Annotated in this window: 19 protein-coding genes; 7 read left to right on the top strand and 12 right to left on the bottom strand. The window is 38.4% G+C overall.

Translation table 11 applies throughout. The features are described 5' to 3' along the window. Positions 1–26: 26 nt before the first annotated feature. Positions 27–1,601, bottom strand: a complete 1,575-nt coding sequence (locus CVP05_RS00830; RefSeq protein ID WP_100287663.1) for a DUF2813 domain-containing protein — start codon at positions 1,599–1,601, stop codon at positions 27–29. Positions 1,602–1,688: 87 nt separating this feature from the next. Here CVP05_RS00830 and CVP05_RS00825 point away from each other — a divergent pair, with 87 nt between their 5' ends. The 4 genes from CVP05_RS00825 to moeB are packed head-to-tail and all read left to right on the top strand — an operon-like array spanning position 1,689 to position 4,941. After that, the gene (locus CVP05_RS00825; protein WP_100287662.1) at positions 1,689–2,597 is read left to right on the top strand and encodes a LysO family transporter; all 909 of its coding nucleotides are present in this window, start codon (positions 1,689–1,691) and stop codon (positions 2,595–2,597) included. A 54-nt stretch (positions 2,598–2,651) separates the two neighbouring features. Then, the gene (locus CVP05_RS00820) at positions 2,652–2,972 is read left to right on the top strand and encodes an HI1450 family dsDNA-mimic protein (protein WP_100287661.1); all 321 of its coding nucleotides are present in this window, start codon (positions 2,652–2,654) and stop codon (positions 2,970–2,972) included. Between the two features lie 14 nt (positions 2,973–2,986). Then, complete coding sequence (gene moeA, locus CVP05_RS00815; RefSeq protein ID WP_100287660.1) at positions 2,987–4,216, top strand: molybdopterin molybdotransferase MoeA; 1,230 nt, start codon at positions 2,987–2,989, stop codon at positions 4,214–4,216. Positions 4,217–4,218: 2 nt separating this feature from the next. Beyond that, positions 4,219–4,941 carry a molybdopterin-synthase adenylyltransferase MoeB gene (moeB, locus tag CVP05_RS00810; RefSeq protein ID WP_100287659.1) on the top strand — a complete coding sequence of 241 codons (723 nt, stop codon included), beginning with the start codon at positions 4,219–4,221 and terminating at the stop codon, positions 4,939–4,941. A gap of 38 nt (positions 4,942–4,979) precedes the next feature. On the opposite strand, the gene CVP05_RS00805 is transcribed toward moeB, so the two are convergent. Further along, on the bottom strand, positions 4,980–5,441 hold the full coding sequence (locus CVP05_RS00805; protein WP_100287888.1) for an outer membrane lipoprotein: 462 nt from the start codon (positions 5,439–5,441) through the stop codon (positions 4,980–4,982). Next, positions 5,441–6,031: a VOC family protein gene (locus CVP05_RS00800; RefSeq protein ID WP_100287658.1), complete on the bottom strand. Its 591-nt coding sequence runs from the start codon at positions 6,029–6,031 to the stop codon at positions 5,441–5,443. The genes CVP05_RS00805 and CVP05_RS00800 overlap by 1 nt, the downstream gene beginning before the upstream one ends. Positions 6,032–6,122: 91 nt before the next feature. On the opposite strand from CVP05_RS00800, the gene argS reads away from it, so the two are divergent. Together argS and CVP05_RS00790 are read left to right on the top strand one after the other, a co-directional pair. Continuing rightward, positions 6,123–7,856, top strand: coding sequence for an arginine--tRNA ligase (gene argS / locus CVP05_RS00795; RefSeq protein WP_100287657.1), 1,734 nt, complete (start codon positions 6,123–6,125; stop codon positions 7,854–7,856). 47 nt (positions 7,857–7,903) lie between these two features. Next, the gene (locus CVP05_RS00790) at positions 7,904–8,935 is read left to right on the top strand and encodes a DUF3298 domain-containing protein (RefSeq protein ID WP_100287656.1); all 1,032 of its coding nucleotides are present in this window, start codon (positions 7,904–7,906) and stop codon (positions 8,933–8,935) included. A gap of 53 nt (positions 8,936–8,988) precedes the next feature. Here the strand turns inward: CVP05_RS00790 and CVP05_RS00785 are convergent, their stop codons facing one another. The 7 genes from CVP05_RS00785 to malQ all read right to left on the bottom strand — a co-directional run bounded on the left by CVP05_RS00785 (position 8,989) and on the right by malQ (position 23,270). Continuing rightward, positions 8,989–11,058 (bottom strand): TonB-dependent siderophore receptor, encoded by a 2,070-nt coding sequence (locus CVP05_RS00785; protein WP_207761336.1) that lies wholly within the window; start codon positions 11,056–11,058, stop codon positions 8,989–8,991. Between the two features lie 283 nt (positions 11,059–11,341). Beyond that, on the bottom strand, positions 11,342–13,813 hold the full coding sequence (gene glgP, locus CVP05_RS00780) for a glycogen/starch/alpha-glucan family phosphorylase (protein ID WP_423739117.1): 2,472 nt from the start codon (positions 13,811–13,813) through the stop codon (positions 11,342–11,344). Between the two features lie 109 nt (positions 13,814–13,922). Continuing rightward, a complete protein-coding gene (glgA, locus tag CVP05_RS00775; protein WP_100287654.1) occupies positions 13,923–15,362 on the bottom strand; it encodes a glycogen synthase GlgA in 1,440 nt (479 codons plus the stop codon). Between the two features lie 166 nt (positions 15,363–15,528). Further along, the gene (gene glgC, locus CVP05_RS00770; protein ID WP_100287886.1) at positions 15,529–16,836 is read right to left on the bottom strand and encodes a glucose-1-phosphate adenylyltransferase; all 1,308 of its coding nucleotides are present in this window, start codon (positions 16,834–16,836) and stop codon (positions 15,529–15,531) included. 106 nt (positions 16,837–16,942) lie between these two features. Next, positions 16,943–18,913, bottom strand: a complete 1,971-nt coding sequence (glgX, locus tag CVP05_RS00765) for a glycogen debranching protein GlgX (protein ID WP_100287653.1) — start codon at positions 18,911–18,913, stop codon at positions 16,943–16,945. Positions 18,914–18,952: 39 nt separating this feature from the next. Then, a complete protein-coding gene (glgB, locus tag CVP05_RS00760; RefSeq protein WP_100287652.1) occupies positions 18,953–21,163 on the bottom strand; it encodes a 1,4-alpha-glucan branching protein GlgB in 2,211 nt (736 codons plus the stop codon). A 4-nt stretch (positions 21,164–21,167) separates the two neighbouring features. Beyond that, on the bottom strand, positions 21,168–23,270 hold the full coding sequence (gene malQ, locus CVP05_RS00755) for a 4-alpha-glucanotransferase (RefSeq protein ID WP_100287651.1): 2,103 nt from the start codon (positions 23,268–23,270) through the stop codon (positions 21,168–21,170). Positions 23,271–23,474: 204 nt separating this feature from the next. Between malQ and yhbY the strand changes: the two genes are divergently transcribed. After that, complete coding sequence (yhbY, locus tag CVP05_RS00750; RefSeq protein WP_100287650.1) at positions 23,475–23,777, top strand: ribosome assembly RNA-binding protein YhbY; 303 nt, start codon at positions 23,475–23,477, stop codon at positions 23,775–23,777. Between the two features lie 73 nt (positions 23,778–23,850). Here the strand turns inward: yhbY and ilvN are convergent, their stop codons facing one another. Continuing rightward, entirely contained in the window at positions 23,851–24,342 is a 492-nt protein-coding gene (ilvN, locus tag CVP05_RS00745; RefSeq protein WP_100287649.1) for an acetolactate synthase small subunit, read from the bottom strand. Further along, positions 24,342–26,060 (bottom strand): acetolactate synthase 3 large subunit, encoded by a 1,719-nt coding sequence (locus tag CVP05_RS00740; protein WP_100287648.1) that lies wholly within the window; start codon positions 26,058–26,060, stop codon positions 24,342–24,344. The genes ilvN and CVP05_RS00740 overlap by 1 nt, the downstream gene beginning before the upstream one ends. Positions 26,061–26,276 lie beyond the last annotated feature (216 nt).

Raw genomic sequence — 26,276 nt, 5'->3', positions numbered from 1 at the left:
CTTTACTGTATAAACAACCAGTTTATTTACATGCCTTTTGCTAAAATAAGGACTTTAGAAAATAAGCGTTTAAATAAAGAAGGAATTGACTGCTTTCCTCGTTTTCTCATTTCTTTCGATAAAGCGATAGCAAGATCTGGCTTTGAAGTGCGCTGAATGGCTTTTTGAATAATTCTTGATGCTGGAAGATATTGATTTTTTTGTACAACCCAATGGGCAAGACGAATAAATACTGATTCAAAACCTTCGACATAAAAGAAATGCTCAATATCTCGCTTGGGCAACGTGGTAATACGACTAGAGAGATTCTCATTTTCCCCCAACATACTTTTAACTAATTCCGTATATTGCAAACCCGCTTTGTCTCCATCTGTTAATACATACCATTCAATCCCCATTGCCTGTACATATTTTATTAGAGGTCGTAATCCTGATTGCGCAAACTCCACAATCCTAATCCCTTCCATTTCCAAATTAATTTCTAATAATTTTGCTAATTCGGACAACATCCATACTTCTGTCTCCCCTTCTACAAGAATCCAAGTACGTGAAAATAACGCCAAGCTACGATTATAATGGATATGGAAATTTAACCGACGTAACTCCTCTTTGCCTAAATGCTTATCTAACTGAAAAGCATGTGTTCTATCACTATAACGCACTAAGCGACAAATCGAGCGTAAGTCAACTTGTGAAAGTAATTCAACGGAATTCGTTGTGGTAATGCGTTGAATCGGTAAATAATTCGCAAGCTCCCAAGCTATCGCCAACATTCTCGGATGCAAGCGAGACTCCGGATCTTCGAATAAAATAATGGGTTTAACATGCTGTTTCACAGTATGTTGATATGAATTGGCGAATAAAGAAGAGAGCGATAAGAATAACTGTTTTTGCAAACGCGAGGTTGAATCTTGCCGCAACCTCTGACACAGCGATTGCACTTTTTGCCATAACTGCGTAGTATCTTTCACTTGATTAAGCAATTGTGGATAATCATCGTGTCGAATAAAGTAGTACTGTAGTAATAGCGATACTGCGTGAATTTCCTCCCCAAACTCGCCTATTTTATCTATCTTGGAACCTGACTGAGTATGGTGATAGCGGGATTTTAACCGCGCATCACGAAAACGATAAACCGGATAATGGGCCATTAATTGTAATACTAATTTCTCAACATCAATTCCGTCAATTGGCAATCCCTGCGCATCTAAAAATGAATATTCTGTTTTAACTTGTTGATCATTAAGTAAATCGCCTGTCACCCGTAAATAAATACGTTGGAATCCATCTTCATGAGGGCTAAGAACATCGCGATAAAATCCTTTAGCATGATTTCCCGTTTCATAAGAAGCCTGTTCTGAGAACGTAAATAGCAAAGTGATATGGCGACACAACCCAACGTCTTCCGCATAACATAAATGGAAATCATCGGAATTAAATTGATATAAAGACTGTGTAGGGTTCAAAATTAAACATAACGCATCCAATAAACTGGATTTACCCCACGCATTTTCACCAATAAGCACCATATCCGCGCGTAAATTCAGAGATAATCGATTAATTCCCCTAAACCCCACGACTTCAATTTGTCGTAAATACATAATTCCTCTAAAAACTTTTCGAAAACTAAGCGCACTTTGTTATACTCTAAGGCTATCATTTATTGAATAAAAAAACGAATTTTAATTATGATTGAAGGATTGCTCATTGTCTTAGGCCCCATGTTTTTAGGTTATTTGATTAAAACAAATCACATCAAATTCTTACATTATATTAATCAACTTGTCATGTTATTACTTTATGTGATTCTTTTTGTCATGGGGTATTCACTCGGACAACTTGACGATCTTGCTAGTAAATTACCCATTATTGCACTTTCAGCATTAACTTTTGCGTTTATCACTCAAGGGCTTAATTTTGTGGGGTTATTGATTTACGATAAACTTTCGCCTCGACCTTTAATTCGCTTAGGCAAAGATCTTCCCCCTCGCTGGCGATTATTACTTGATTCTTTCAAGCTATGCAGTATGGTGATTCTCGGCTTTCTAGTTGGTTTTTTTGCTAAGAATATCTTTTTATTACCATTAAATGCGAGCACATATGTCCTCATTACGCTTATCTTTTTTGTCGGTATACAATTACGCAATAATGGTATTTCACTACGTGAGGTATTTTTCAATAAACGAGGCATTTACACTGCAGTCATCGTCATTGTGACGTCTTTACTCGGGGGCGTTATCGCAGCCTTAATCTTGAATCTCCCTATTACTCAAGGTCTTGCCATCGCAGCAGGTTTTGGCTGGTATTCTTTATCTAGTGTAGTATTAAACGATGCTTGGGGAGCGGTATTCGGTAGTATCGCGTTTTTTAATGACTTGTCACGAGAAATTATTAGCTTATTTATTGTGCCATTTTTTATGCATCATTATCGCTCCACCGCTGTTGGTATTACAGGCGCTACTGCCCTTGATTGTACTCTACCTATTATTCAACGATCAGGTGGAATGGAAGTGGTACCATTGGCCATTAGCTACGGTTTTATTATTAATCTTGTTGCACCGATTTTACTGGTCTTTTTTGCTTCAATCCCAATTTAATCACGAGTATAATTTATTAAATTTTACAAAATCGACCGCACTTATAGGATAATTATGACTGAACAACATAAACTTGATCCCGATACCGCCATTGACTTGGCTTATGATATTTTTCTAGAAATGGCACCTGAAAATCTTGACCCAGCAGATATCCTCCTGTTCAATTTACAATTTGAAGAGCGAGGCGCTGTGGAAATGGTCGAAACCGCTGATGATTGGGATATGCATATCGGTACACTAATCGATCCCGATGCTTATGCTGAAGTGTGGATAGGTTTAGTAAATGATAACGATATTATGGATGATATTTTCGCTAAGTTCCTCATTTCCCATCATGAAGAAAATCGGGAATATCATGTAATTTGGAAAGAATAAAATCAGGAGACACCATGAACGGTTTACTTTCCCTTGAGCAAGCGCTTGATTTATTAGATAGCCAACTCCCTTTGCCAGAGGGTAATCACATTGAATGTTTAAATTTAACCCATGCGCAACATCGCATTTTAGCTGAAGATGTCATTTCACCGATTAATGTCCCTTCGTTTGATAATTCTGCGATGGACGGATATGCGGTTCGATTAGCTGATTTAAAGAATTCACTGACCTTATCTGTGGCGGGCAAATCTTTTGCTGGTCAACCTTTTGAACAAGAATGGCCGGCACAAAGTGTCGTACGCATCATGACAGGCGCAATGATTCCAGCCGGAACCGATGCCGTCGTTATGCAAGAAGAAGTCACGATCAATCCTGATGGTACAGTAAGCTTTAAAGCATTACCCAAAGCAAATAGCAATATTCGCCGTATTGGTGAAGATGTCAAACAAGGCGAAGTCATATTAAAAAAAGGGGCAAAATTAACCGCACTTTCTTTGCCTCTACTCGCGTCATTAGGTATTGAACAGGTTAAGGTTTTTCCACGTTTAAAAGTGGCTATATTATCCACTGGTGATGAACTCGTCCCCGTTGGACAGCCCCTGCAAACAGGACAAATTTATGACACAAACCGTTTTGCAGTAAAATTAATGTTAGAAAAATTAGACTGCGAAATCTTAGATTTTGGGATTTTGCCTGATGATGAAGCCCAATTTGAACAAACATTTTTAGCGGCACAAACCCAAGCTGATCTCGTCATTACGAGTGGTGGTGTATCTGTTGGTGAAGCTGATTTTACCAAAACGGTGCTAGAAAAAATTGGACAAATTAATTTTTGGAAATTAGCGATAAAACCGGGCAAACCTTTCGCTTTCGGCAAACTTCCCCAAGCTTGGTTCTGTGGTTTACCTGGTAATCCTGTTTCTGCACTCGTTACCTTTTATCAATTAGTTCAACCTATCATTAAAAAGTTACAAGGTCACACTGATTGGAAAAAACCGCAGAAAATAACCGCACTTACTACAACCGATCTTAAAAAAGCGCCAGGCCGCTTAGATTTCCAGCGTGGTTTTTATTCGGTCAATGAGCAAGGACAGACCGTTGTGCAATCCGTTGGTTTTCAAGGTTCGCATATGTTTAGCGCTTTTGTGGCAAGTAACTGTTTCATTGTACTTGAACGTGAACGCGGGAATGTTTCTGCGGGTGAAACAGTCACTATTGAGCCATTTAGTGATTTATTAGGATAAATATGGCAGAACTAAGTTACCAAGAAGAATTACGCTACAATCGCCAAATTGTATTAAAGTCTATTGATTTTGAGGGACAAGAAACCTTAAAAAGCTCTCGTATGTTAGTAGTGGGATTAGGGGGCTTAGGCTGTGCCGCAAGTCAATATCTCACGACTGCGGGTATAGGTCATTTAACGTTATTAGATTTTGATACCGTATCGTTATCGAATCTACAACGTCAAGTATTACATAATGACAGTCGGTTAAATATGCCAAAAGTCGAGTCAGCTAAGTTGAGTTTAACCCAATTGAATCCTCATATTGATATTCAAGCCATTCACCAACATTTAGATGAACCACAACTTATACAATTGGTCTCCGATTTTGATGTTGTGCTAGATTGTACAGATAATGTTGAAACCCGCAATCAGTTAGATCGCGCTTGCCAACTCAAAAAAATCCCATTAATTTCTGGGGCAGCGATCCGTTTAGAAGGGCAAGTTTCAGTATTTACTTATGAAGAAAATACCCCAACTTATCATTCTGTCAGCCAATTATTTGGTCAAAATACCCTAAGCTGCGTTGAAGCAGGCGTTCTCTCCCCTATTGTAGGCATAGTCGGGACGATTCAAGCCTTAGAAGCCATTAAAGTGCGGTTAAATATTGGCAAGAATTTATGTGGACGTTTATTGATGATTGACGGAATGAATATGGCTATTCGTGAAATAAAATTACCGACCTAAAAAATGGTGGGCATTTATCTGCCCACCATGCAATTTTCTTATAACGCAGATACATTCAAAGTTGAACCACCTACAATACGAACACGACGACCTACAGTCAAAGAGGCATCATATTTTTGCACGACAACGATTTCTTGACCGTTATCTTTTTTAATCACTAATTCTAATGAATTTACTTGGCTTGCCTTTTCTTCTACTTTACTACCGATTACCGCACCGGCAACAGCACCCACCGCAGTTGCAATAGCCTGACCAGTACCGCCACCGATACCAGAACCTGCGATTCCACCTAACACACCGCCACCAACAGTACCAATCACACCTTGATTGTCAGCTTGAATTTTTACTGGACGGCTAGAAACGATTGTTCCATAGCTAATAGAACGCGCTTCTTTGGCTTGATTGCCTTCATAAACATTTCCGCTATAAATATCAGTATTCGCACAGCCAACTAAACCGACACTCGTCATAATTGCTAAAGCTAATGTCATTTTTTTCATCATGATAAAACCTCAATAATTTTTTTAATAGAATAAGGGTGAACCTTAATTGTACAATGATTTTGCGGATCCATAAGGCTCACTGCTATAGATGGATTAGGTAATTGTTCCCCTTCCGCCTTTGGTTCGCTCACTTTGACCTTAAGTTGATTCAAATGGTTCCACGAATATGTCGATTTTATCCGATCCATCCATTCAACTGTTGATTCTTTGAACAAAAATGGCATTACCACTTCAATATGTTCCCAACTTTCTTTGGGGTATATTTTATTCTTAGGATAAGGCAACTCAATAATTCTAACCTGTTGTTCAAAAAATACCAATGGTTCTTCTAATTCAAATAAATAAATTGGCCGCCCATTGATTACATTCTGACTTAATACATGACCGCACTTTCCTAGCAAGGTTGTCCACTGCTCTGCGCTCACGACACTATTTACACGCAACGCGAGATGATCAATTTCATAATCAGCCAAAGATAACTTCATTGCGGTTGCTAATTGTGCTATTTTCTGTTCAAAAACGATAAAATCCTGCAAAAGCGCTGGATTTGTTTCAAATAGTTTATGGTTTTTATTCAAATTTTGCATTTTTTATCACTCTATCTTTTCTGAAAAGCAAATCCCTAGTATCATAACAGATTATTGATTTTATGTGATTTCAAACAAGGTATTTCTTTCCGTGAATATTCAAACCCTTTTATCTAACAACATTCAACAAGCTATGGTTGCGGCTGGTGCAGATGTCACATGTGATGCACTTATCCGTCAATCAGGCAAACCCCAATTTGGTGATTACCAAGCCAACGGCATTATGCCTGCGGCGAAAAAAATGGGCCTTAATCCACGTGAATTTGCTCAAAAAGTGCTTACCCATATTAACCTTTCAGGCATTGTGGAAAAATGCGAAATTGCAGGGCCGGGATTTATTAATATTTTCTTAGATAAGAACTGGTTAGCACAACAAGCTAAAATAGCATTACAAGATCCGCATTTAAATATTAAAAATAATGACAAACAAACTATTGTAGTAGATTATTCTTCGCCTAATGTCGCCAAAGAAATGCATGTCGGGCATTTACGTTCGACGATTATTGGAGACTCTGTTGTACGCACATTAGAATTTTTGAACAATCATGTTATTCGCGCCAATCATGTTGGCGACTGGGGAACGCAATTTGGCATGCTTATCGCCTATTTAGAAAAAATGGAAAATGAGCAAGCGTCCGAAATGCAATTACATGACTTAGAGGCGTTTTATCGTGATGCCAAAAAGCATTATGACGAAGACCCCGTATTCGCAGAAAAAGCCCGTAATTATGTCGTCAAGTTACAGAGTGGCGATGACTATTGTCGCCAAATGTGGCAAAAATTAGTCAAAATCACAATGGAACAAAATCAACTGAACTATAATCGCTTAAATGTCACGCTGACGGAAAAAGATGTTATGGGGGAAAGCCTATATAACCCTATGCTACCGGGTATTGTTGCCGATTTAAAAGCGCAAGGTTTAGCGACTGAAGATGATGGTGCGTTGGTTGTTTATCTTGATGAATTTAAAAATAAAGACGGTGATCCAATGGGGGTTATCGTACAGAAAAAAGACGGCGGTTTCCTTTATACGACGACAGATATTGCTGCGGCTAAATATCGTTATGAGACATTAAAAGCCGATCGTGCCTTAGTGTTTTCTGATACTCGCCAAAGCCAACATATGCAACAGGCGTGGCTAATCACACGTAAAGCCGGCTATGTGCCTGACACTTTTAGCTTAGAGCATAAAAACTTTGGCATGATGCTGGGCAAAGATGGAAAACCGTTTAAAACGCGTACTGGCGGTACGGTAAAATTAGCGGATTTACTTGATGAAGCTATTGAGCGAGCCGATAAACTTATTTCAGAAAAAAATACCGCACTTTCTGAACAAGAAAAAGCAGCCGTTGTCGAAGCTGTCGGGATTGGCGCGGTAAAATATGCAGACTTATCAAAAAATCGTACCACAGATTATGTTTTTGATTGGGATAACATGCTCAGTTTTGAAGGGAATACAGCGCCTTATATGCAATATGCTTATACGCGTATCCGTTCTATTTTTAATCGCAGTAATGTGTCAGAAGATACATTAAATCAAGCAAATATTCATCTCATTGATGAAAAAGAGCGGTCGCTTTCATTAAAATTATTACAATTTGAAGAGGCAGTTCAAGTGGTTGGCAGAGACGGTACACCACATGTCTTATGTGCTTATCTATATGAGTTGGCAGGGATTTTTTCAAGTTTTTATGAGCATTGCCCAATACTTAATCAAAGTGACGAGGCAATAAAACTTAGCCGCTTAAAATTAGCCAAACTGACTGAACGTACGTTAAAACAAGGATTAGATTTGTTAGGCATCAAAACTGTAGAAAAAATGTAATATATAGCCCCATTATTGGGGCTTTTTCATCTATAAAAGGGGTTCATATGTCAAGATTTTCACTTACTCTACTCACATCTCTTATTCTGCTTACTGCATGTAATGACAAAGAAATTAATGCGTTAACTGAAAGACTGCAACAAAGTGAACAAACTGTAATACAGTTAAAAAGTGAGTTAGATAAGAGCAATAATCAACTTATCCAACTCAAAGCCGATATGGATAAATCCAAGCAAAACGAGACCTTGCCTCGTACATTAGTCACAAAGCCTGTCGTTGTTTTTCAAAAGGAAGAACGCATTAAATTTCCCCCTCTACAAGCTCAGGAAGACGAAGACAAAAACCAAGACCAAGCTTCCGCTGAAACAGAAACAAGAGAAGCGTTTATACAATATGATATCATCGCATTAACTACCGGCGTAGAATGGCTAGATAATATTTTATACAATGATTTACTCGCCCAACTGACCCTAAACCACCGCAACGATGATCCGGATAATACGGCCCCAAAACCCAATATTCCAAAGTCATTAGCAGATAAAAAGACCGTATTACAAACCCAATTAGCGCAACATTATGCCGATGACTTAGCGGATTTAATACAAGATGAACTTATTGGTATAAGGCTAGCATATGAAATCAATTATGTTGGGCAACACCATGATCTCGCATTATTTCGAATTTTCACGGATAACTACTATGGCGGCGCTCATGGCTTATATGCTACAGAATATTTAAATGTTGATATGAAAGGGAAAACGGTTATTACGTTAAATGATTTATTGCCTCTGAAAAATATCAATGAAGTGGAAAATCAATTATGGGAGGCTTATCAAGCATATCTTGAACAGACAGAACTCGATCCTTTTATTGAGCGAGAAGATTTTGAATTACCAAAAGCATTTTATATTGATACGCTCAATCGTCGCATCGTCTTTGTCTTCCCATTATATGCTCTCGCGCCTTATGTAATGGGAGAAGTTGAGCTCGCATTGTCTTGGGAGGAAATTAAACCTTACCTCAATTCAAAATACCAAATGCTTTTTGATGATCTACCACGTTTAAATTCTACCTTTTAGGTCTTCCATTAAAAATGGGCAACTTCTGTTGCCCATTACGCGATTATATTTATTTAAAATTGGTAATTGATTCCAACTCGGAAAGTGCGACCAATACCCGGCAAAGTCTCACCACGTTGGCTATGTGGATAATAGAATTTATTAAACGCGTTATCTAATGCAAAATTAATATTTAGATTGTCATTATCTAATGGTTTCCAGTTAGCATAAAAATCATGTACTGTATAACCGTTGCGCTCTACTATTGTGCCACTATCACGCTCACGAACTAGCACTGAACCGTGCCCATCTTGTACAGTACGATTACGCCAACCAATTTCTAAATTAGGATTGGTAAAGCGATAAGCCAATCCCATTGTCCAAGTACGCCCTGCTTGTACTGCAAATTCAGGATTAGAACTTAATAAATTATCTGGGTGGGTATCATAAATACGTGGTTTACTTTCTGACACTCCTAAGCGTGCGGTAAAGCCATTTAAACGGTATGCTGCGTTAATTTCATAACCACGATTTTTAATAAAGCCTGCATTGGTTGTTTCTCTCACACCAGAAATAGGATTACCGGCGGCATCATGACGTTGTTGTGGATTCGCAACGGCATCGTTGATACGCTGCCAAAAATAACTAGCATCCAATGAGAAGCCACCATTTTCATAGTTAAATCCAATCTCGGTGTTACGCGCGCGTTCAGCGACTGTACCGTCTGCAATAGAAACAATACTTCTTGCGCCGTGTGTCATTAATGCATCATATAAACGTGGACTACGAGAAGCATAGTTGTGGTTAACACTGAAACTTAAATTTTCTGTAGGCTGATAAATCACGCCAAAGCTTGGATTCACTTTCGCATCAGAGACGGTTTTACCATCCATTGCTTTCACTTTAAAGTAATCGTAACGAAGACCCGCTGTTAATGTAAAATCCCCTACCGCGCTGATAGCTTCAAGATATGGACCAATGTCTGTTTTCTTTGGTTCATTTAAACGATGGGTTTGACTTAAGAAAGCATGCGGTGTGACTTTTTGATCTCGGTAGTTGATACCATATTTAATTAATACATGCTCGCCAAGCATAGAATCAAAATTAACGTTAGCGCCACGTGTCGTAATTTTAGTATTTGTTGGACCTGCTATACTTCCACAATAACCACAACCACTGTCATCAGCAGAATAACGTTTGTTTTTCATGATATACGCATTCGCAGTGAGTTCATTAATGAAGCCTAGATTTTTCCCAGTATATTCAAGATTCGTATTGGTTAATGTAGTTTCTCGATATGCTGGTGACTGACGTTGTAAGGAAAGTCTTCCGCCTGTTACGGTGAATTCCTCACGAACTAAACGAGTGCCTCGATGTTGATCTTGGAGATGGCTTAATACGATACGATGATCACCAAACGTCGCCCCGATTTTACCTAAAAAATTACGTTTATCTAAACCACTGTAAGGGACTTTGTTCCCACCATCAATATTTTGATAACCTTTACCTGGTTTATAGTCTTCTTCATCTGTGCGGTTATAAGAAAATAACGCATCAAAATTACCCGCTTGTCCAAAAATAGCTGCACCATAAGAATGCCCACCATTACTTGCATAGCCTGTATTTAATTTCGCGCCAAAATTTTTACCCGAATTTTCTAATAAATCTTTTGCACTTACTGTCTTCGCAATAATTGCACCATTGGTTGCACCAATACCCGCACTCGCTGATCCTGCGCCTTTTTGTACCGATATACTTTTTAGTAACGATGGATCAATAATAAAACGACCTTGATGATATAAAATTTGACTATCTGAATAAGCATTGTCCACTTTAATATCAACAGAGTTTTGCCCCATGCCACGTAAAGTTAAAAATTGCGATGTACCATTACCGCCACCAAAATCAATGGAGGCATCTTTAGATAATAAGCCACGTAAATCTGTTTCCGTGCTTTCATTTTGTTCTTTTAATGTAACAACATTACTTTGAATTTTTGTCCCTTGACGGTCTGCCGAAACAACAATTTCATCTAACATCTCCATTTTATTGGCGTTCGTATTTGCTGAAACAGAAAGGGAGCTTAATGCGCCAAGTACAACAAGGCTAATATAAGTAGGTGTGAATTTATTAGACATCTTCATGCTTTTACCTTAGGTTATTAAATTTTATTAAGAATAAAATTGACAACTCTTATAATTGTTTACAAAAGAAATCAAAAACCGATCAACACATTACAATAATATGTAAGGCAAACTATATCATTTTCTTAACACACAAAGCAAATGATATTTGTTATCATTTGCTAAAAAATATATAAAAAAATAACCGCTCTTTTTATTAAAGTGCGGTTATTTCTAAAGTATTTTATCAAGCGCTATAAGTGATTTATTCGCTTATGCGCTAAGATTTAGATATTCAAGAAAATTACTTATCCACATCTAATGGAGACACATGCCAAATTTTCTCAGCATAATCCATCACAGTACGATCAGAAGAAAAATAACTCATATTGACAATATTCTGTAAAGTACTATTAATCCATGCCTTTTGATCACGATATTTCTCATCAACTTTAGCTTGTGTGTCTACATAACTACGGAAATCCGCAAAAGCTTGGTAATAATCATGGAACTGCAAGGCGCTCAGTAAATTTTGATAACGATTAGCATCACGCGGAGAGAACCAGCCTGAATTTAATTGATCCATAACTTTACGCAATTGTTCATCTTTCTGATAATAATCAATTGGATAATAGCCATCACGACGTAATTTTTCCACTTGTTCTACCGTATTACCAAAGATGAAAATATGCTCCTCGCCCACATTTTGTAAAATTTCTACGTTAGCGCCATCAAGGGTACCAAGTGTAAGCGCACCATTCAGAGCAAACTTCATATTACTAGTCCCTGAAGCTTCTGTTCCTGCCAAAGAAATTTGTTCAGAAATGTCAGCTGCTGGAATAATTAATTGCGCCAAACTCACACTATAATTAGGAATAAAAATCACCTTTAAACGGCCTTTTAAACGTTCATCATTGTTAATTACCGTGGCGACATCATTAATCAAATTGATAGTATCTTTTGCTGCGGTATAAGCAGAAGCCGCTTTCCCTGCTAAAATAAATACTCGCGGAACCCATTCTTTTTCCGGTGCCTCTAGCATAGCATTATAGCGGGCCACAATATGTAATAAGTTCATGATTTGGCGCTTATATTCATGGATTCGCTTAATTTGTACATCAAAAAGCGCGTTAGGATCAACTTTAATTCCTAATTCTTGCCAAATGTAGTCAGCTAATTTGACTTTATTTGCATGCTTAATCTCCGCAACCGCTTTTTGTAACTCAGGCTTATCGATGTGTGCTTTTAGCTCGGTCAATAAGCTCAAATCTTTACGCCATTCAGTGCCAATGTATTGATCAAATAAAGCCGAAAGCTCTGGATTTGCCACTGCAAGCCAACGACGCGGCGTGATACCATTTGTGACATTAGTAAAACGATCCGGATAAATTCGAGCAAAATCTGCAAAGGTTGAAGACACCATCAAATCTGAATGAATTGCGGCTACTCCATTTACCTTATGTGAACCAACAACAGATAACCACCCCATACGCACTTTACGAGCATGGCCTTCACCCTCTTCAATTAATGATACTCGGCGAATAAAATCCACATCTGTAGTCACATACGTTTTTACATATTCTAAGAAATAGTCATTAATTTCAAAGATCATTTGTAAATGACGTGGCAAAATTTTACCCATCATATCAACAGACCATGTTTCTAAAGCCTCACTCATTAAGGTATGACAAGTATAGGAGAAAATACGGCGTGTCATGTCCCATGCTTTTTGCCATGCGATACCTTCTTGATCCACTAAAATATACATCAGTTCAGGAATGGCTAATGCTGGATGCGTGTCATTAAGGTGAATAGCGACCTTATCTGCTAAATTTTCGATGGAACCGCCGTTTTGCCACTTATGACGACGAATAATATCTTGTAGTGAAGCCGACACTAAAAAATATTCTTGGCGTAAACGTAACTCTCGTCCATTCCAAGTTGAATCATCTGGGTATAATACACGTGAAACATTCTCGGATTCATTACGCTCTTCAATCGCAGCAAAGTAATCGCCTTTATTGAATTTCGCCAAATCAAAGGTATCACCCGCATTTGCGCGCCATAAACGTAAGGTCGCTGATGCCGCAGTATCATAACCTGGAACGATTTGATCATATGCTAATGCTGTAATTTCCTCAGCGCTTTCCCAGACACATTTACGACCTTCAAAATGGATATGTCCCCCAAATCGAATCGCATAACGCTTTGAAGGGCGTTCGAATTCCCAAGGTGTGCCTTTTTCTAACCATGCATCTGGCTTTTCAACTTGACGGCCATTTTCAATGTGCTGTTGAAACATGCCATATTCGTAGCGAATACCATACCCCATACCAGGCAAGCCTAACGTTGCAATGGAATCCATAAAACAAGCGGCTAAACGGCCTAATCCCCCATTACCTAATCCGGGATCCACTTCTTTTTCTAATACATCTTCTAAGTTGACACCAAGTTCGTTTAAAGCTTCTTTTGCTAAATCATACACACCTTCAGCAATTAACGCATTAGACAAAGTTCGTCCCATCAAAAATTCCATAGAAAGATAATAGACACGACGTGCTTTGGTATCTCTAGCTTCTTTTGCGGTTGAAATCCATCCTTCTGTCACTAAATCACGCACCGCATACAGTGTCGCATTTAACCAATCACGTTGGCTTGCTTCTTCTGGTGAACGTCCAATTAAAAAAATCAATTTATAAACGATAGATTTTTTAAAAGCATCAACGGACTCTTCTGGTCTGTTATACACGAATGGTGAGTGGTTTGAACTGCTCATTAGCATTAAACTCCTATGTGTGTCTTAATTAATATAAAATCTTTTACATTCAAGCTATTTTTAATAGCGCTGATATTTCCTTACAAGGAAATATCCTTCTTTTGTTTATTTATATAAAGCTTAGCCTTTCATATAAACGCTGATAATTTTCCGCAGAGATTCGCCAACTAAAATCCTGTTCCATTGCAACCGTGCGAACACTAAACCATAAGCGTTGCTTATGCCATAAAGCGAAAGCTTCTTTAATCGCACCACTTAGCGCTTCGGGACTTGCATGCTCAAATACAAACCCTGTTGCTTGACGAGCTTTAATATTTTCTGCCGTGCTATTTACCACAGTATCCGCTAGCCCACCTGTTGATCTCACTAAAGGCAATGTGCCGTATTTTAAACCATATAGTTGTGTTAATCCACAAGGCTCAAAACGGCTTGGCACCAAAATAACATCTCCTCCGGCGATTAATAAATGGGATAGCGCTTCATCATAACCAATACGTACACCAATATGCTGTGGATGTTGCTCCGCTAAGTATTGTAACCATGCTTCTAAATGCGGTGCACCAGAACCTAAAATAATCAGCTGTCCATTTTGCTGTATAATTTCGCCGACACTTTCTAGCAATAAATCCACGCCTTTTTGTTCTGTCAATCGGGTAACCATGACAAAAACCAATCTATCTGGATCTTGTGGTAAATGAAATTCAGCTTGTAATTTTGCCTTATTTTTTTTCTTACCCGCCATAGATTTTAATTTGTAATGGTCTTGAATGTAGTTATCCACCTCTGGATTCCAAATCCCATCATCAACCCCATTTAAAATACCGACTAAACGCCCTTCATAGGCTCTAGTTTGCAACAACCCTTCTAAACCATAACCAAACATCTCTGTTGTAATCTCTTTAGCATAGGTTGGGCTCACTGCTGTTACGGCATGTGAATAATATAGACCCGCTTTTAAATAAGAAATTTGTCCATATAATTCCAATCCATTCACATGAAAAAGCTCAGTGGACAGACCAATTTCAAATAAATGGTGATAAGAGAATTGCCCTTGATAAGCTAAATTATGAATCGTAAACACCGCTTTCGCTGGATATCCCTTTTGATATAAATATGCCGCAGTTAATCCAGCATGCCAATCATGAGCATGTACAATCTCAGCCCGCCACCAATTATCTAGCCCTGTAGATAACTCTGCGCCAATCCATGCTAATAAAGCAAAACGTTTATAGTTATCGCCATAGTCCTGATAATTGCTATCATGGTAAGGGTTGCCATGTCGATAATATAGATGAGGCGCATCAATAATATACACGCCTAATCCATTGTAATAACCAAAACGTAATGTGACAAAGCCTGCAGAAGTATTAAACGCATTAACAATAACCGTTTCAGGGATCCCCTCTAAAATCGCAGGATATCCTGGAATTAATACACGAGCATCCATGCCAATTTCATTTTGCGCAAAAGGTAAGGCTCCCATCACATCAGCCAACCCACCTGTTTTAATCAGAGGATACATTTCTGAACAAACATGTAATACTTTCATTTAATGATTTTTTCCTTGCATAATAATAACTGAATTCTGACCGCACTTTTAGGCGCTCTCTAATACGAATTGGGAGATAATGCCATCTGACTACTCAAAATTAGACTTGGGCGCATGTATACGCCCATGCCTACTATAAGATGCCAATATCTGTTTTAAACCGCCATTAATCTAAATGCTCTTCTTTTTCCACAATTTCACCACGTAGCGCTTTCAACATCGCTGGAGTCACTAATGTAATACGCCCTGAACTACTTACACGAAAACGCTTACGATCTTCTTCAATATCGACGCCAATTTGCATACCATCAGGAATAATACAATGACGATCAATAATACAATTTTTTAAAACACAATTTTTGCCAATGGTGACTTGTGGCAATACCACTGCATATTCAATATTCGAACCTTCGTTCACTTTAATATGATCGAATAATACAGAATTGCTAATTCCGGCATCTGTAATCACGCATCCCCCACCAATTAGAGAATTATCTACGCTTTTCTTGTGTTTTTTATAGAAAAATTTCGATGGATAAGTTTGAGTTGGATTACCTCTAATCGGCCAAGTTTGATCATAAATATCTAATTGAGGCTCTTCAGATACTAAATCAATATTCGATTGCCAATAACTATCTAATGTTCCCACATCTCGCCAATAAATCGCCCCTTCAGTATTACGTCCCATACAAGAACGTTCAAATGGGTGGGCATAAAGTACACCATCTTCTAAAGCCATAGGCAGCACGTCTTTACCAAAATCATGGGACGTATTTTCATTATTGACCGTGCGTTCCAAAGCTTCATACAAATATTCTGAATCAAATACATAAATTCCCATTGAAGCAAGAGAAGAATTCGGCTTACCAATCATCGCCGGTGGATCTTTAGGCTTTTCAACAAATGCTTTCACTTTCAAATTTTCATTAACCGCCATTACACCGAACTCAGTGGCTTCTTTACGTGGTACTTCAATAGAACCAACCGTACATTTGGCACCACTTGTCACATGATCTAATAACATTTGGCCATAATCCATTTTATAAATATGATCACCAGCTAAAATTAATACATATTTAGGACGATAATGGTCTCGAATAATAGCCATGTTTTGATAAACAGCATCCGCCGTGCCACGATACCAAGTTGAGTCATCAATTTGCTGGCGCGCTGGTAACATATCAATAAATTCATTGCGCTCTTGCGGCAAGAAAGACCACCCTGTCTGCAAGTGGCGCAAAAGTGAATGCGCAGCATATTGCGTAACAACGCCAATGCGATTTAAATTAGAGTTAATACAATTTGATAATGCAAAATCAATAATACGACGATTTCCGCCAAAATATACCGCAGGCTTCGCGCGTTTATCTGTTAATTCATGTAGACGTGAACCTCGTCCCCCAGCAAGAATTAAAACGAGAGTGTCTTTTGCAATGTCATACTTATTGATTTGTTTAGATACTACGCTATTCATACATTTCTCCAATAAAATAAAAAAATAAAATTTAGAAGCCTGTGTATCTTTGCTCATGCTCCCACGAACAATAACGCTGAAAAATCATCGCCTCCTTACATTTAAGTTATGCCATAGCCTGACATAAGATACGAACGCCTACCCCCTTAAACATATAATAGCCGTTAATCACATTATGATATTTTGACTCGCAATATTCTCGCCAACTACCTGGCGGCAAATGAAATTCTTGCTCCTGATCTTTTCCATTGATTAACAACAACCACTGCTGATCTAGCTGGACCTGTAAGGCTTTGGTGTAATAATTTTGCCAATCCGCAGTTTCCATCAATTTGCCCTGCACACTCAACCATGTGACATTGTCACTAGACCACCATTTATCCGTCTGCAAACTTTGAATTTTTTTACGTAACGCAATCGTTTGCTTTGTTAAAAATAACAATTTTTCATTTTGATTTTGCCAATCTAACCAAGCGATTTCATTATCTTGACAATACGCATTATTATTACCGTATTGTGTATTACCAAACTCATCACCGGCTAATAGCATTGGCGTACCATTTGATAATAACAAGGTTTGCAATAAGCTTACAGAACTAAAAAATCGCTGATTTTCTACCGCGCTTGGAATATTCTCAATCCCTTCAATGCCGTGATTGTAACTATAATTCTCATTACGTCCGTCACGATTTTGTTCACCATTCGCTTCATTATGTTTTTGGTTATAGCTGACTAAATCACGTAAAGTAAAACCATCATGAGCTGTAATAAAATTAATAGAATGATGCGGCAATCGATTTGCACCAAATATGTCACTGGAGCCAGCCAAACGATCCGCAAATGCACCAAGCTCCCCGCTTTTCCATAACCAAAAACGACACATGTCATCACGATAACGATCATTCCATTCCGCAAAATACGGTGGAAATTGGCCAAGTTGATAACCATATTCACCAATATCCCAAGGCTCAGCAATAAACTTACACCCTTGCAAACTGGATTCTTGAGCAATATCTGCAAAAAGCTGAGCTTGCGGGTTAAAATAAGGTTCTCGCCCTAAATTTGTCCCTAAATCAAAACGAAAACCGTCTACATGACACTCTTCAACCCAATATTTCAAGCAATCAATCACCCAACGGCGACCATTTTCATTGGCAATATTCAACATATTGCCACAACCCGTCCAATTGACATAATGGCCCTGTTCGTCATGCCAATAATACTGATGTTCATCAATCCCGCGATGGCAATAAGTTGGATGATGTTTTTCTGATTCCGCTGTATGATTAAACACGACATCCAAAATCACTTCTATCCCAGCTTGATGTAAGGCCTTCACCATCGATTTAAATTCAGTCAATGGTGTTGTTCCTGGCTCACCTGACCAGTAATCAGCCTCCACCGCAAACATGGTGACTGGGTTATAACCCCAATAATTTTTTAATCCTAATTGTTGCAGATGAATTTCATCTAAATGGTAAAAAACAGGTAATAATTCCACCGCACTTATTCCTAACTCCTTAAGATAGGCTATTGTTGTCGGATGAGCTAATCCTGCATAGGTTCCCCGCATGTTTTCAGGCAAATCCTCTCTTAATTGAGTAAAGCCCTTAACATGCAATTCATAAATAATGGTATTGGCCCAAGGTGTCTGTAAGGGTTTATCATCTTGCCAATCAAAACTTAAATCCATGACTACCGATTTTGGTGCAATCTCCGCATTATCTCGTTCATCTTGTAAGGAAAACCAAGCCTGTTTCTCTGCTGTACTACAATCAGGTTTGCCCATTACCCCTTTGGCATAAGGATCCAATAATAATTTTTGAGGATTACTGCCTTCACCATACACTCTAAAACCATAAGCCGTATTCAACGGGAGATCTTGAATCCAAATATGCCAATAATTATCGGTACGATACAACGGAAAACGTAATTCCTCTTCTTGTATAAACAAACACAAATCAACGGCTTGCGCTTGTGTTGAAAAAAGCGAAAAGTTTATCCCTTGTCGTTCTTGGTGATTCTGTATTGAATAACCAAGCGGAAACGCTACACCTTCAGTAAATTCAAATTTCATAGTCTGAGCATACCATATTAAAAAGAAAGAAAACTTGCGCTACTTAACACTTTTATCCAAAACATCAAGATATTTCAAATAAATTGTGGCCAATGGTGGCACACTGATAGAAATTGATTGAGCTTTACCATGAGACTCAATGTCTTCCGTTAATATCTCGGCTAAATTACTCACATTACTCCCGGCATAAACATCCGCATCCGTATTTAAAATTTCTTGGTAACGCCCTACTTTATTCACCCCAAATCGATATTCATGATGAACCACCGGAGTAAAATTACTCACCACAATAATGCGTTCTCCATTACGATCACGACGTTCAAATACAAAAATAGAACGTTGATAATCATCTACAACCAACCATTCAAATCCTTTAGGATCTGTATCTAGCTGATAAAGTGCGGTATGTTTTTGATAAGTTTTATTTAAATCTTTAACTAGCTGATGTACTCCTTTGTGCCATACACCACCGATATATTCATCAAGCAAGAACCAATCCAGGCTTTCTTTGTAATTCCATTCGCGCCCTTGAGCAAATTCATTTCCCATAAACAATAATTTTTTGCCTGGATATGCCCACATATAACCATAATAAGCTCGCAAATTGGCAAATTTTTGCCATGCATCCCCTGGCATCTTATCGAGTAACGATCCTTTACCATGCACAACCTCATCATGAGATAGTGGCAATACGAAATTTTCACTATAGTTATACATCATGCCAAATGTCATTTGGTCATGGTGATATTGGCGATAAATAGGATCCCGTTTCATATAAGCAAGGGTATCGTTCATCCACCCCATATTCCATTTAAAGTGGAAGCCTAATCCCCCCTTTTCAGGCGGCAAAGTCACTCCCGCAAATGACGTCGATTCTTCTGCAATCGTTATCGCCCCTTGCATTTCTGAACCTATTTTCCAGTTAGTATGTTTTAAAAATTCTATCGCCTCTAAATTTTCTCTTCCACCGTACTGATTCGCAATCCACTCACCATCTTTACGGCTGTAATCACGGTAGATCATAGAGGCTACGGCATCAACCCTTAAACCATCTAAACCAAAACGCTCAATCCAATACAACGCATTACTTGATAAGAAATTACGCACCTCATGACGGCCATAGTTGTAAATTAAAGTATTCCAATCTTGATGATAACCTTCACGTGGATCCGCGTGTTCATATAACGCGGTTCCATCAAAAGAGGCTAAACCATGCGTGTCACTTGGAAAATGTCCAGGTACCCAGTCTAAAATCACATTAATACCGGCTTCGTGTGCTTTGTCGATAAAACGCTTAAAACCATCTGCTGTACCAAAACGGCTTGTAGGCGCATAAAGACCCAAAGGTTGATAACCCCATGAGCCATCAAACGGAAATTCTGAGATAGGCAGTAATTCGATATGGGTAAAGCCCATTTCTTTGACATAAGGAATCAACTCATCAGCTAATTCATCATAATTCAACCAATAATTATTTTCTAAATTACGTCGCCACGAACCTAAATGCACCTCATAAATGGAAATCGGCTGATCGACTTGATTCGCTTTTGCACGCTTTTGAGTCATTTCTACCACCTCAGGCAACGCGCTAATTTGTGAGGCGGTGTCTGGGCGAAGTTGTGCGGAAAAAGCATAAGGATCAGATTTAAGACGTAATTGATTATTACAATCGACTAGCTCAAATTTATATAATTGCCCCAGCGCGACTTTAGGTAAAAACAGTTCCCAAATGCCACTTTCAATATGTAAACGCATAGGGTGACGACGACCGTCCCAATAATTGAAATCACCAACAACAGAGACACGTTTAGCATTCGGAGCCCATAATCGAAAAGTAACACCAGACACATTATCACACTCCGTAAAATGAGCGCCGAGTTTTTCATAAGGTCGCAAATAGGAACCTTCGGCAAATAACCAATTGTCTAATTCATTTAACATGGGGTGAAAACGATAAGGATCTTCTACTAATTGTGACTCATGTCCCCAAAAAACCTGTAACTGATAAACAAAAAATTCGCGTTTTTCAGGTATGACAGAAGCAAAAAAACCCCGTTCATCTAAACAATCTAATTCACAGATAACTTGATGGCTTTCTTTATCCAATATCAATACACGTTGCGCATCTGGCATTAACACACGTACTTCAATCCCTTTTTCCGTTTCATGCATGCCCAATACAGAAAAAGGATCACCATGCCAACCATCAAAAAATTGTTCAATAATGTCTTGTGAAACAAGCTTATCCATTTTCTTACTCCTTATTCCGACTTTGATTAATAGTATGTAACATGTGCTGGATACGAGAGTCTGCAAAAATTTGTTCTAACGATAATGTTAATTTATTCCGCCAGTTTGGATATTCTGTTCCAGTACCCGGTAAGTTAAAAGAAACCTCTTGATTCAATAAATTTTCTAATTGCACGCCGATTAATCGACTACGACTTTCCGCTAAATATTGATGAATCACTAAATTTAAATGATCATGCATGGCCATACTTAATGCATCACCTTCATAATGAGGGGGTAAATAGCCATCACGATGTAATGAATCTAATAATGCTTGCTTATCCTCTACTCGCTGAGCATATTTCTGTGCAAGTATTTCGCCTTGTAAAATGCCTAACTGAGCAAACAACTCTAAATCACGACAATGCCAAAAGCTTTGTAATGATGGAACATCATGTGTACCAACAGTCGCAAAAGCATGTTGAGGATAATGATTACCATGAGGAAATTGACCATTGCGTTGCTCAAAATACAGCACAAAATAAGAGAAAATTTGCAACTCAAATAATTTTGAGCGAACTTCATCGGGTACCGTTCCCAAATCTTCTCCTACAATTAAGCATTGGTTACGTTGGCTTTCTATCGCCAACACGGCCATCATGGCATCAAAAGGATAATGGACATACACGCCATCAGACGCCGTTTTATCTTCAGGAATCAACCACAAACGAAATAATCCCATAACATGATCAATGCGCAATACTCCAACATGCTGCATATTTGCACGTAATAAATCAATCCACGGTTGAAAACCACGACGTTGTAATTCACGTGGGTTCATGGGCGGTAAATTCCAATTTTGTCCAATAGGCCCTAATGGATCGGGAGGCGCACCTACAGAGGCATTAACACAATAAAGCTCAGGATCACACCAAACATCCGCCCCGCCTCGAGAGACACTCACCGCCAAATCACCATACAGCCCCAATTCTAGGCCAATCATTTGACAATACTGCTTAAGCTCAATCAGTTGACAATGTGTTAACCATTGCAACCAAACATAAAAATCCACTGAAGTGCGGTGCGTTTTTAACAAGTTTTTACGCTGCGTTTTATTTACATACTGCCATTTTTCAGGCCAGCCTAACCAACCTATATTTTGTTCGTTAACTTCCTGTTGCAAGGTTTGATGAACTTCCCTATCTAACACATCAAATAGACCTTGATAAATCAAATCATCACCTTGTTCACGAACAAATTGAGCAAAGTCCTGGCGACGTTGAACAATTTCGGCAGATTTGCCCGTTAAAAAATAGCGATAGAGCTTTTCCAATGCAATAAGTTTTAATGCGCTAACACCTTGATAATCTACTTGCTCTGCTTGGCGTAAGTGTGCTAATTGCTCTTGAGTTTCTGTGGATTTCCACCAATTTTGTACGGCTCGACTTAACCTAAATTCCGGCAATGCGTTAATATCTAAATATACATAATTCAGCCAACGACGAGAGGCCGAACTATAGGGACTCGCCCATTGAGGTACTGCGCCAAACATGGCGTGTAACGGATTAACCCCAACAAAACTTGCGCCATACTTGACAGCTTGTTCAATAAGAGCGCGTAAATCTCCTAAATCCCCCATTCCCCAATTATTTGCCGAACGTAAACTGTATAATTGCGTATTAATCCCCCAAGCTTTATGTTGCTGTAAAGAGGTGGGCTGATAACTTGTTTTTGGGGTAACGAATAAACGAATAAAATAAGATTGTTTTGCACCACAAAGTTGAAGTGAATAATAACCAAAAGGCAAAGGATCTAAACGAAGTGAGGAAGAGGAAGAAGATAAGGATTTTGAAAAAAGCAATTGTCCAATTTCATCAAAAAGTTGATATTGTATAATCGGCTCAGACAGGGAAAGATGGGTAAAAGTATAATCAATAGGCTCATTTTCCCGATAAACAGCTGTATCCCGAAAATCCGTTTTACTGGGTTTCCCTATAGGATCAAACAGCTTGACAAAATACGCCAAACTCTCTTCTTTAGCATAAACTAATTGCCCATCAATACTATAATGAGAAGGAGAAATGCCTAATCGTTCAGCGCTTTGATATAAATCATTTAGTTCATTCATAGTATCCCTAATAATTGAGTATCTATTGATCTAATCTATTATTGTATGTTTATTAGATTGTACTCGAAAGCGACAGGAAAACAAGGGCGTTTTTTCAGCTTTTTTCGGTAATTTTTTGTCCTCTGAAACCTTTTAAGATTAAAATTGATTTTAATTGGTTTGAAACGGTATAATGCCCACCAAATGTCATTATAGAGAATCATTATGTCTACAGAATTATCTACTAAACAGAAGCAATTTTTAAAAGGTCTTGCCCACCATTTGAACCCTGTCGTTATGCTTGGGAGTAATGGGCTTACAGAGGGAGTACTTGCGGAAATCGATCATGCCCTATCTCACCATGAATTAATCAAAGTGAAAATTGCGGGGGCTGAGCGTGAAACAAAACAGCTGATTATTAACGCTATTGCGCGTGAAACCGAAGCTTGTATAGTGCAAACTATTGGACATATTCTCGTATTATATCGCCCTAGCGAAGAAAAGAAAATTCAGCTCCCACGCCGATAAAAAAGAATCTGCACCAAAATTCCGTATTATCCTATTTTGCGTGCAGATCCCAATTCATTATCTCTTATTGTCTTTACAGACAGTTCTTTTCGCCTCTTGATAAACTAATCAAACCCGAACGAACAATTTCAATAATAGATGTTTCTTGTTTCACAGCCTCAATAAATGCATCAAGTTTATCTTTGGTACCCGCTAACTGTACAGTATAAGATTTCGTTGTTACATCAACAATTTGTCCACGAAAAATATCCGCTAAGCGTTTTATTTCATCGCGAGTTGCACCTTGTGCTCTAATTTTCAATAACATCACTTCACGTTCAACATGTTCGCAATCACTTAAATTAATGACCTTAAAAACATCCACTAATTTATGTAATTGTTTCTCAATCTGCTCTAGTACTTGTTCTTCTCCATAAGCCTCAATAGTCATACGAGACAAAGTCGGATCATCAGTTGGAGCAACTGTTAAGCTATCAATATTAAAAGCGCGCTGAGAGAATAACCCCACAACTCGAGACAAAGCCCCAGATTCATTTTCTAATAAAACTGATAAAATTCTACGCATTATACTCTCTCCGTTTTGCTTAAAAACATTTCATTCATTGCCCCACCACGCACTAACATTGGATATACATGTTCTGTTTCATCAACATTAATATCCACAAAAACCAATTTATCTTTAATAGAAAAAGCCTGAGTGAGTTTTTCTTCCAATTCATCTAAGGTGTTGATTTGGATCCCTACATGCCCATAAGCTTCAGCTAATTTGACAAAATCTGGCAAAGAATCCATATAAGAATGAGAGTGACGGCCTGAATAAATCATATCTTGCCACTGTTTTACCATTCCTAAAAAGCGGTTATTTAAACTGATAATCACAACTGGAATACCATATTGCTGCGCGGTGGATAATTCTTGAATATTCATTTGAATACTCCCATCTCCCGTAACACACACAACCGTTGCGTCAGGATAAGCAAGTTTTACCCCTAATGCCGCAGGCAAACCAAATCCCATTGTTCCCAAACCACCAGAGTTAATCCAGCGACGTGGCTTATCAAACGGATAATGTAATGCAGCAAACATTTGATGTTGTCCTACATCAGAAGCGACATATGCCTCACCATCGGTGATACGGTAAACGGTTTCGATAACCTGTTGTGGCTTAATCACTGATGAAGTGCGGTCGAATTCCAAACATTTTTTCGCTTTCCAGCCGTCAATTTGTTTCCACCAATCTTCTAAAGAAGACTGAGATTTACTTAAGTTCTCTTCTTCTAGTAATGCTAAAAATTCCGTTAAAACGCTCTCTGCACTCCCTACAATCGGAATAGAGGCTGGAACATTTTTAGAAATGGAGGTAGGATCAATATCCACATGGATAACTTTTGCATTTGGACAATATTTCGCTAAGTTATTCGTTGTACGATCATCAAAACGTACACCAATCCCCAAAATTAAATCACTGTGATGCATTGCTGTGTTTGCTTCAAAAGTACCATGCATACCAAGCATACCTAAAAACTGCTTATCTGTTCCAGGATATGCGCCTAACCCCATCAATGATGACGTCACCGGCAAATTTAATTGTTTCGCGAGCTGGATGAGTTTATCACTACAGTTTGCTGTAATGACACCGCCACCCACAAATAACACCGGTTTTTCAGCCACTAACAACGCTTTTAACGCTTTCTTAATTTGACCTTTATGTCCATGCACCGTAGGATTATAAGAACGCAAACTAATCTCTTCCGGATAATGATAAGGAACTTTGATTGCCGGATTCATCACATCTTTTGGAAGATCAATGACTACCGGTCCAGGGCGTCCAGTTGAAGCGATATAAAACGCTTTTTTCACAATAGCCGGAATATCTTCTGCATTTTTAACAAGGAAACTATGCTTAACCACCGGACGAGAAATCCCCACCATATCACATTCTTGGAAAGCATCACTTCCAATAAGGTTACTCATAACTTGTCCTGAGAAAATAACAAGGGGAATGGAATCCATATATGCCGTTGCAATACCTGTGATTGCATTCGTCGCACCAGGACCAGAAGTAACAAGCACACACCCAACTTCTCCCGTAGCTCTTGCATAGCCATCAGCCATATGCACTGCACCTTGTTCATGGCGAACTAAAATATGCTCAATTCCGCCTAAAGTATGAATAGCATCATAAATATCTAAGACAGACCCACCTGGATAACCAAATACAAATTTTACGCCCTGATCACGCAAGGACTGTACCACCATTTCTGCACCAGATAATTTTTTCATTATTTTCTCCTTACCCCACTTTTTCCTTTAATATTTTCCAGAAAGTGCGGTCTATTTTTCGCAATTTTTATTTGCTGTAGTTTTACCTAAAGTCATTTGATTTGTCTAGCTAAATTTTTAGCTAGCAAAATGAAATAAATAGAATAAAACACTAAAAATAAAATTTATTTAGATTTTTATAAACAATAACCAAGATAAAAAACAAAAAATGCGACA

This window comes from Conservatibacter flavescens (genome assembly GCF_002795425.1).
GTDB classification, from domain to species: domain Bacteria; phylum Pseudomonadota; class Gammaproteobacteria; order Enterobacterales; family Pasteurellaceae; genus Conservatibacter; species Conservatibacter flavescens.
The sequence above is the reverse complement of the archived record's forward strand: the minus strand, read 5'-3'. Positions and strand labels throughout refer to the sequence as shown.